Genomic DNA, 8,149 nt, shown 5'->3' with positions numbered 1-8,149 from the left:
AAATGTGTATACGAGCCAGCCCTTACCCGTTCCCGTCCCGTTCCTGGGGGCTGCCGCCCCCGGACCCCCGCTTCGGCTCTGAAGGGGCCTCGCCCTCAAACTCCCCCAGAGGGGACCCCCAACGGGCCGGCTCAGATCCGAAGACCCATGAATGCCCTGCCGCGGCGTGTCATTCGGGGCGGCTGAAGCGGTGAGCGGCCCAGAGCAGGGCCGTGACTCCCGTGGCCAGCAGGAGGGCGGCTTCCAGGAGCAGGGGAGGCTGCCAGCCGGACCACTCGATGCCCGCGGTGGCCGCATGGTCCGGTACCCGGAGCGCGATGCAGCGGCGGAGCAGGTCGGCTCCGTAGGCGAGCGGGTTGACGGCGGCCAGGGTGTGGGCCCAGCCCGGCAGGTTCTCCAGGGGGAAGAAGGCGCCGGAGAGGAACAGCAGCGGCATCATCACCAGGCCGAGCAGCATGTGGAAGATCTCGGGCCGGCCGAGGCTCACCGCCAGGGCCAGGGCCAGGGCCGTGACGGTGAACGAGGTCAGGGTCATGCCGCCGAGGAGCAGCGCCAGGAGGACCGGGTCGTACGGCATGCCGACGGCGCCTCCCAGGCAGAGCAGGACGGCGCCCTGGACCGTGGAGACGATGGTGCCGCCGGCGCAGCTGCCGAGCAGGAGGGTCGACCTGCTGACCGGGGCCATGAGGAGTTCACGCAGGTAGCCGCTCTGCCGGTCGGTGATCAGGCGGATGCCCACCATGATGGCCGGTGTCTGTACCGTCATGATCAGAATGCCCGGGAAGAGATACGTCCGGTAGCCCACGCCCAGCGTGGAGTTCGGGATGAGGGTGGCCAGACCACCCCCCAGGACGAAGAGGTACAGCACCGGCTGGAGCAGCATCAGGACGGTGTGGGTGGACTGGGCCGAAAGACGCAGCAGATCGCGGTAGACCAGGGCATGGACCGCGCGTAGTTCACGGCGCAGACGGGTCCCCGGCTCATGGCCGGTGCCGTCGGTGCCGTCGGTGCCGTCGGTGCCGTGGGAGGCGGCAAGGTCGTCAGGGTTGCCGGAGGCGTTCGGGGCCGGGGCGGCGGGTGCGGTCATCGGGACTCCTCGGCTCCAGCCGGGGCGCCGCCGGAAACAGCCGCGTCCGGTGCCGCATCGGCTGCCGGGTGGGGCCGTGGGGCGTGAATGCTGCGGCCCGTGTGGTGGAAGAAGACGTCGTCGAGGGTCGGTGGGGTCGCGGACGCGGCGTGCACCGCGATGCCGTGGGCTTCCAGCGCCGCGCACAGGCGGGGAATCCAGGCGCTTCCGTCGGGCACCCGCAGGGACACGCCTTCGGCGTCCAGGGTGACGCCGAGGCCCGGCGGCGCGAGCCGGCCCACGACCTGTCGCGCCGCCGCGTCGTCGCTGGTGCGCAGCGCCACCCGGTCGTCCCCGATCGCGGCCTTCAGCGCGAGGGGCGTGCCCTGGGCCACGAGCCGGCCGTGGTCGATGATGCCGAGGCGGTCGCAGTTCTCCGCCTCCTCCAGGTAGTGGGTGGTGACGAAGAGCGTGCAGCCGTGCTGGTCGCGCAGGGTGCGCAGGTGCTCCCAGACCTGGGCGCGGGCGTGTGGGTCGAGACCGGTGGTCGGCTCGTCGAGGAACAGCACCTGGGGCGCGTGCAGCAGGCCGCGGGCGAGCTCCAGACGGCGGCGCATGCCTCCCGACAGGGTGCGTACCAGCGCCCGCCTCCGGTCGGTCAGCCCGACCATGCCGAGTGTCTCGGTGGCGCGCAGGCGGGCGTGGCGGCGGCGCAGTCCGTAGAGGCGGGCGTGGATGTGCAGGTTCTGTTCGGCTGTCAGGTCCGGGTCCAGGGCGCTGTGCTGGAAGAGCATCCCGACCACCTTCCGTACCTGGTCGGGCCGGCTGAGCACGTCGGCGCCCGCCACCGTGGCCTGTCCGGCGGTGGGCAGGGCCAGCGCGCAGAGCAGGGCGAGCGTGGTGGACTTCCCCGCGCCGTTGGGGCCGAGGAAGGCGAAGGTCTCGCCCTTGAGCACGTTCAGGTCCAGGCCGCGAACGGCGTGGACGGTGGTCCCGTCCGGACCCGGGTAGTCCTTGACGAGGCCGCGCGTGCTGATGGCGTACACCGGTCGGTCGGCGGACCGGGCGGCGTCCGGGGCGGTGACGGTGGCGGTGGCGGTCGGCGTGGTCGCTCCGGTGCGGGCCTGGTCACCGGCATGTGGCTGCATCGTCGGGTCCTCGTCTACGGGGGGTGCTCGTCTACGGGGGTGTCTGCCAAGGGCCCGGCCCCGGCTGCCGAAGCGGGGCCGGTTCCTCCGGCCGGCGGCTGCCCGGGGCAGCCACCGGCCGGAGGGTCTGGCTAGGCGCAGCTGATGCCCACGCAGACGGTGTTGAGCAGCGTCAGCAGGCCGACGCACGCGCACGTTCCGCTGAACGACGCACCGTCGAAGCCGACCGGGTCGGTCTCCGGAAGGGCGTGCAGGTGGGCCAGCAGTTCGAGGGCCTGGTTCTCCATGACATTCTCCTTCTCTGTGAGGCAGCGACGGAGTTCTCCGTCGCTCAGCCCGGCTGCTGGACCATCCAGTGCCGGGAGTCTGTGTGGTGGGTCCGCAGGAGGAACGCCAGGATTCCCGCGGAACCGTCGCTCCAGCTCGTCGAGACGTCCCCGTACTCGTTGGGGAAGACGACGTGACTGTCGCGGTGGGCCCGTTCGGAGACGATGAGACGGGCCAGGTCCTCGGCCATCGCGCGGTAGGCGGGATCCCCGGTGGCGTCCGCCATGTCGAGGAGGAAGTCGCCGTTGCCCGCCAGCCCGTGGCACTGGGCGAGGGCGGCTCGGGACGCGCGTTCCGCGACGGCGTGCGCGGCGCCGCGGGCAAGATCGCTGAAACGTTTGTCCCCGGTCCGTTGCCAGAGGCGGATCAGGAAGGAACCGATGCCCGCCGAGCCATGACACCAGTACGGGGCCGTGGGCGGGTCCGTGGCCTGGGCCGGCCACTGGGCCGCCTCTCCGACCGGCACGGCGTTGGCGACCAGGTGCTCGCCCGCCGCCACGGCCAGCTCCAGGTGCTCGGGGCGGCCGGAGACGGCAGCCGCGGTGAGGAGGAAGGAGCCGATGCCGGACGTTCCGTGCGCGAAGCCCAGATAGCGTTTGCCGGCCTCTTCGGAAACGGCTTCGGCGGGTACGGGCCAGCTCACGCCGGACGGCTCGGGCTGAGCGGCGGCGGCCAGCCGGTCGGCCGCGTCGACCACCCGCTCGGCCAGTCGCGGGTCGCCGGTCCGGTGCCACAGGTGGGCGGCGGCGAGGCCACTGCCCGCGCAGCCGTGGGTGATGTCGTGGCTGGGTGTCGGTTCCAGCGGGGCCAGTGCCAGGCTCAACGCGTGGTCCGTGAGCGCGCGGTCGTCGACGGCGCGTCCGGCCTCGTACAGCGCCCAGGCGATTCCGCGACCGCCGAAGTGCAGGCCGGGACGTATGGACCGGGTGTCGGTACGGGCCACGATCCAGTTGCCCGCGGTGTGGATCAGGCCAGGCAGGCGCGGGTCGTCGGTGAGCTCGAGGTACCGGGTCAGGACGGCCAGCACACCTGCCGCACCTTGCTGCACGGTGCAGGGGTCCGTCTCGCCGGCCAGGGTGGACACGGGCCACAGCCGCCGGTCGTCGGCCGGGGTCATCGAGTCGACGAGGTGGTTCACCATCCCGTCGATCGCGGCCTGTGTCGCGGCGTCCGGCTCGTTCCGCTCGTTCGGCTTGTTCGGCTCGTCCGTCCGCGCCCGTCCGGCGACGGGGGGCCACGGCTGGGCCGGGTTCAGGGCGAGGAGAGCCGTGCGTGCCCTGGCGGGGTCCCAGCGCTCGCCGGGATCGTCCTTCGTCAGCCCGAGGATCAGCTCCGCCAGACCGTCCGGCAGCCGCAGCGTTCCGGCGCAGGCGGCCAGCCACTCGGCGAACCGCTGCTCCGCGGGCCGGCGGGCCGGTTCCTCGGGGAGCAGGTTCGGTATCTTCCCGCTGAGTACGAAGCACACGGTGGCACCGAGGCTGTAGTAGTCGGCCGTCGGGGAGACCGGAGCGTCCACCAGGCGCTCGGGTGCGCTGAAGCCGGGAGTCCCCACCTGGGTCGGGAGCGGTATGTCGCCCTCCAGCACGGCGAGTTCCAGGTCGATCAGACGCAGTTCTCCGTCGGGGCGGACCATGACGTTGGCGGGCGTGAAGTCCCTCAGTACGCAGCCGTGGGCGTGTGCCTGTGCGACCAGCTCCACCAGACGTACGACCAGGGCGAGCGCGTCGGCCCGGTAGCGTTCGCTCCCGACATCACGGAAGCGCTCCGCGACCCAGTTGCGCAGGGGTATGCCCGGCACTTCCTCCTGGGCGAGGAACAGGTGCCCGCCCGTCTCGAACATGGCGAGCGACCGCGGTGCCAGTCCCGTGTCCTTGAGCTTCTCCAGTGTCCTGGCCTCGGCCCGCAGCCAGTCGCGGACGTCGGAGCCGGACGCGTCGCCCTCGACGTGCGGCCGGGCCTCCTTGATCACCACAGCGGCGCTCGTCGTGACGTCGGTGCCCCGGTAGACGCCGCCCTTGTTGGTGTGCCGGATCGCTTCCCGTACCGAGAACCGGCCGCCGAGCAGTACGGGGCGACTCGCCGCCTTCTCCTGTTGTGGAGGAAGCGGTACGGAGGAGGGGAAAGGGCTGATCGCCCAGGGCGGCGGGGAATACTGTCCGGTGCGCTTGTCCTCCACCGGATTTCCGTCGGGGTCCTCGATGAACCACACCAGCAGCCCCTGATCGGACAGCCGGCGGCGGCCGACGAAGGCGCCGTAACGGTAATGCACCAGACTGTTCGGGGCATACGGCTGGTCGGACAGGATCCGGGGTCCGGAAAGTCCTGAAGTGGCCCTGTGCAATTCCATCGCTATTCGGGCCGCGGCCCTGTCGGAGGGCGGATACACGGTGATGAACTTGCCTGAACTTCCCCGTGGTGTGGCACGGGTGTTGAGTGCGCTCACCTGGTCGAGAGAGCGGACGAACTTGAATGCCGACTCCTCGCGCAGCAGCACATCCAGGGCTTTTGTGAGGACTTCCGGTGCGGAGGCGGCCGTCGCGGACACGTGCAGTTTCCAGCCTTGCCGGCGTTGTATTCCGGATTGAGGTGTGAGGAGGCACCACATCTCGTCCGTGCCCGTCGTCCAGTGCGTGCCGGTGCCTATGACCTGTAATGCCTGGTGGAGCAGGCTTTCAAGGTCTGCCTCGGTTGCGTGGCTTGTCATGCGTGTCCCTCCCAGCGATGAGATTCGCTGGGAGGAATATGCCCGTCGCAACAGGGAATTTACAATGGTTCCTCTCCCGAAGTCACTCGATTCAGCGAGCGCGTGGTATTTATTCGTCAGGGACGGCGCAGTCCGGCGCAGAAAGAGCGCACTGGCATTGCCGTCCGCACTCGGCAAGAATAAACATTCGGAGTCGTGTTTATCTTGAATAATTTGCCTGACGGCGGAGATTCAGGAGAGTCGTGGTGACCCGTCGGCCCCAACTCTCCCAGTGCTCAGCTCTCCCAGCGCCCGGCGATCAGTGCCCAGTGCCCGACTCCGCGTCGGCAAGGGCACGGGTGGGGCGGGCGTAGCGTGGAGGTATGTCGAAGTACGGATCATTTCCCGGTGCGCGTCCCAGGCGGCTGCGTACCCTGCCCGTCATGCGGCGCATGGTCGCCGAGACACGGCTGCACCCCGCCGACTTCATCCTCCCCGCCTTTGTGCGGGAGGGGGTCAGTGAGCCCGTTCCGATCGCGGCCATGCCCGGAGTCGTCCAGCACACCCGGGACAGTCTGAAGAAGGCCGCCGTGGACGCCGTGTCGGCCGGGGTCTCCGGGATCATGCTCTTCGGGGTGCCGGAGGAGAGCAAGAAGGACGGGCTCGGGACTCCCGGCACCGATCCTGACGGAATTCTCCAGGTCGCCATCCGCGATGTGCGCGCCGAGGTCGGCGACGAGCTGCTCGTCATGTCCGACCTCTGCCTCGACGAGACCACCGACCACGGGCACTGCGGAGTACTGGACGCGCAAGGGCGCGTCGACAACGACGCCACGCTTGAGCGGTACGCCGAGATGGCCCAGGTGCAGGCCGACGCGGGCGCCCATGTGGTCGGCCCCAGCGGGATGATGGACGGGCAGATCGGGGTCGTACGGGACGCCCTCGACCAGATCGGGCGCGAGGACGTCGCCATCCTCGCCTACACCGCCAAGTACTCGTCCGCCTTCTACGGGCCCTTCCGGGAAGCCGTCGGCTCCTCGCTGAAGGGGGACCGGAAGACCTACCAGCAGGACCCCGCCAATGCCCGGGAGTCCCTGCGGGAGCTGGCGCTCGACCTGGAGGAGGGCGCCGACATGGTGATGGTGAAGCCGGCGGGCCCGTATCTCGACATCCTCGCCCGGGTCGCCGACACCGTGGACGTGCCCGTCGTCGCGTATCAGATCTCCGGCGAGTACTCGATGGTCGAGGCGGCGGCGGAGAAGGGCTGGCTCGACCGGGAGCGGGCCATCCTGGAGACCCTCACCGGGATCAAGCGCGCCGGCGCGCAGAACATCCTCACCTACTGGGCCACCGAGGCCGCCCGGATGCTCTGAGCCCTCCCGGCTTCCGGTGCGGACACGGATGCGGGGGCTCGTTCCGATCCCGCCGAACTCGATGACGGGCCCTCGTCACGTACGCCCTGGCCGTCCTCGCACGCCGTGAGTGTCGTGAGCGCGACGAGCGCGACCGCTGTCGCGGCGAACAGACGCGTACGGGAAGTGCGTACGGACATGGGTGTGCCCTTTCGGAGGGGAGGGGGCGGGTGGCGACTGCTGTGCTGTTCGGGTGGCAACAGCTTGTGGCGTGACGCGTCCCAGCACCATGTTTCACGGTGAATCTGGGACGCCTGTCCGTGAACCAGCGCGCTGACCTGCGGAGACGGTGTCCCGTTCCGGAGCGGTCCGGGACGGCGGGAGCCGGTTCCTGGCATCGCCCGGCGGTCGATTTTCGAATTTCGAACGTCAACTCCCGTCGGGGGCTAGGTTGTTGTCCGTTAAAGAGGTTTGGACACCCGGCTCCCCAGGGAGAGGCCACATGAGCGCCGACGCTCTACGTCAGGACCCCGCCGAGCTGAGAAGGAGGATCGACACCACCAAGGCCCACCCGGCCCGGGTCTACGACGTCTTCCTCGGCGGCAAGGACAACTACCCCGCCGACCGCAACGCCGCCGCCGCCGCGCTCGCCGCCAATCCGCGCGGCTACCTGGACGTCCGGCACAACCGCGACTTCATGCGCCGCGCCGTGACCGCCATGGCGACGGACGACGGCATCCGGCAGTTCCTCGACATCGGCACCGGCCTGCCCACCCAGGACAACGTCCACCAGATCGCCCAGCGCATCGCCCCGGACACCCGGGTCGTGTACGTCGACAACGACCCGATCGTGCTCGCCCACGCGCGCGCCCTGCTCACCAGCGGGCCCGAGGGCCGTACCGACTACATCGACGCGGACCTCGCCGACCCCGCCCAGATCCTCGAACACGCCCGCGAGACCCTCGACTTCGACCGGCCGATCGCCCTCGTCCTCGCGGCGGTACTGCACTTCGTGGAGGCGCCGGAGGCGTACGACATCGTGCGCGAGCTGGCCGACGCGCTGCCGTCCGGCAGCCGGCTCGTCCTCAGTCACCTCACCGAGGACCTGAACCCCGAGAAGATCCGCGCGGTCCAGCGGACCTACACCGAACGCGGATTCACCTTCGTGCTGCGGTCCAGGGCCGAGGTGGAGCGCTTCTTCGAGGAGAACGGGTTCATCCTCGACGAGCCGGGCGTCGTGCCCGCCCACCACTGGCGTCCAGACGGCGGCGCGCCCCTCCCGGAGCAGGTCGACGCCGCGTACCTCGACTCGCTCGACGACATCGAGAAGGTCCGCTACCGCGACATCAACGACGTCACGGACGCGGACATCAACGTGTACGGGGCGAGTGGCCGCAAGCCCTGAGGCGGAAGGGAGGCGGAGGGGAAGCGGAGGGGAGTGGGGCCGGTGGTGGCGTCCGCATCGTGAAAAGCGGTTGTAGGCGGCATGCATTTCCCTAGGGTGTGGGTGGGCAGGAGCCGCGCCGACCGCCCGCCCGCCGCCCGCCGCTCGCCTGAAGGAGCCGCATATGAC

The 8,149-nt window shown here is 70.2% G+C and carries 6 protein-coding genes; 2 read left to right on the top strand and 4 right to left on the bottom strand.

Features of this window, described 5'->3' with window-relative positions; translation table 11 throughout:
- Positions 1-169: 169 nt before the first annotated feature.
- From AOK08_RS16115 to lanL, 4 genes are all read right to left on the bottom strand, one after another.
- Positions 170-1,087, bottom strand: coding sequence for an ABC transporter permease (locus AOK08_RS16115; protein ID WP_079054053.1), 918 nt, complete (start codon positions 1,085-1,087; stop codon positions 170-172).
- Positions 1,084-2,214 (bottom strand): ATP-binding cassette domain-containing protein, encoded by a 1,131-nt coding sequence (locus tag AOK08_RS16110; RefSeq protein WP_055526257.1) that lies wholly within the window; start codon positions 2,212-2,214, stop codon positions 1,084-1,086. Before AOK08_RS16110 ends, AOK08_RS16115 begins: the two co-directional genes overlap by 4 nt.
- Positions 2,215-2,345: 131 nt before the next feature.
- Positions 2,346-2,501, bottom strand: coding sequence for a VenA family class IV lanthipeptide (locus tag AOK08_RS46515; RefSeq protein ID WP_198539284.1), 156 nt, complete (start codon positions 2,499-2,501; stop codon positions 2,346-2,348).
- A 44-nt stretch (positions 2,502-2,545) separates the two neighbouring features.
- Positions 2,546-5,245, bottom strand: a complete 2,700-nt coding sequence (gene lanL / locus AOK08_RS16105) for a class IV lanthionine synthetase LanL (RefSeq protein ID WP_055526256.1) — start codon at positions 5,243-5,245, stop codon at positions 2,546-2,548.
- Positions 5,246-5,607: 362 nt separating this feature from the next.
- Between lanL and hemB the strand changes: the two genes are divergently transcribed.
- On the top strand, positions 5,608-6,597 hold the full coding sequence (hemB, locus tag AOK08_RS16100) for a porphobilinogen synthase (RefSeq protein ID WP_055526255.1): 990 nt from the start codon (positions 5,608-5,610) through the stop codon (positions 6,595-6,597).
- Between the two features lie 481 nt (positions 6,598-7,078).
- On the top strand, positions 7,079-7,981 hold the full coding sequence (locus AOK08_RS16095; RefSeq protein ID WP_055526254.1) for an SAM-dependent methyltransferase: 903 nt from the start codon (positions 7,079-7,081) through the stop codon (positions 7,979-7,981).
- The last annotated feature ends 168 nt before the right edge of the window (positions 7,982-8,149 follow it).

This window comes from Streptomyces graminilatus, from assembly GCF_001418565.1.
Lineage (GTDB): Bacteria > Actinomycetota > Actinomycetes > Streptomycetales > Streptomycetaceae > Streptomyces > Streptomyces graminilatus.
This window is presented reverse-complemented; position numbering and strand designations above follow the sequence as displayed.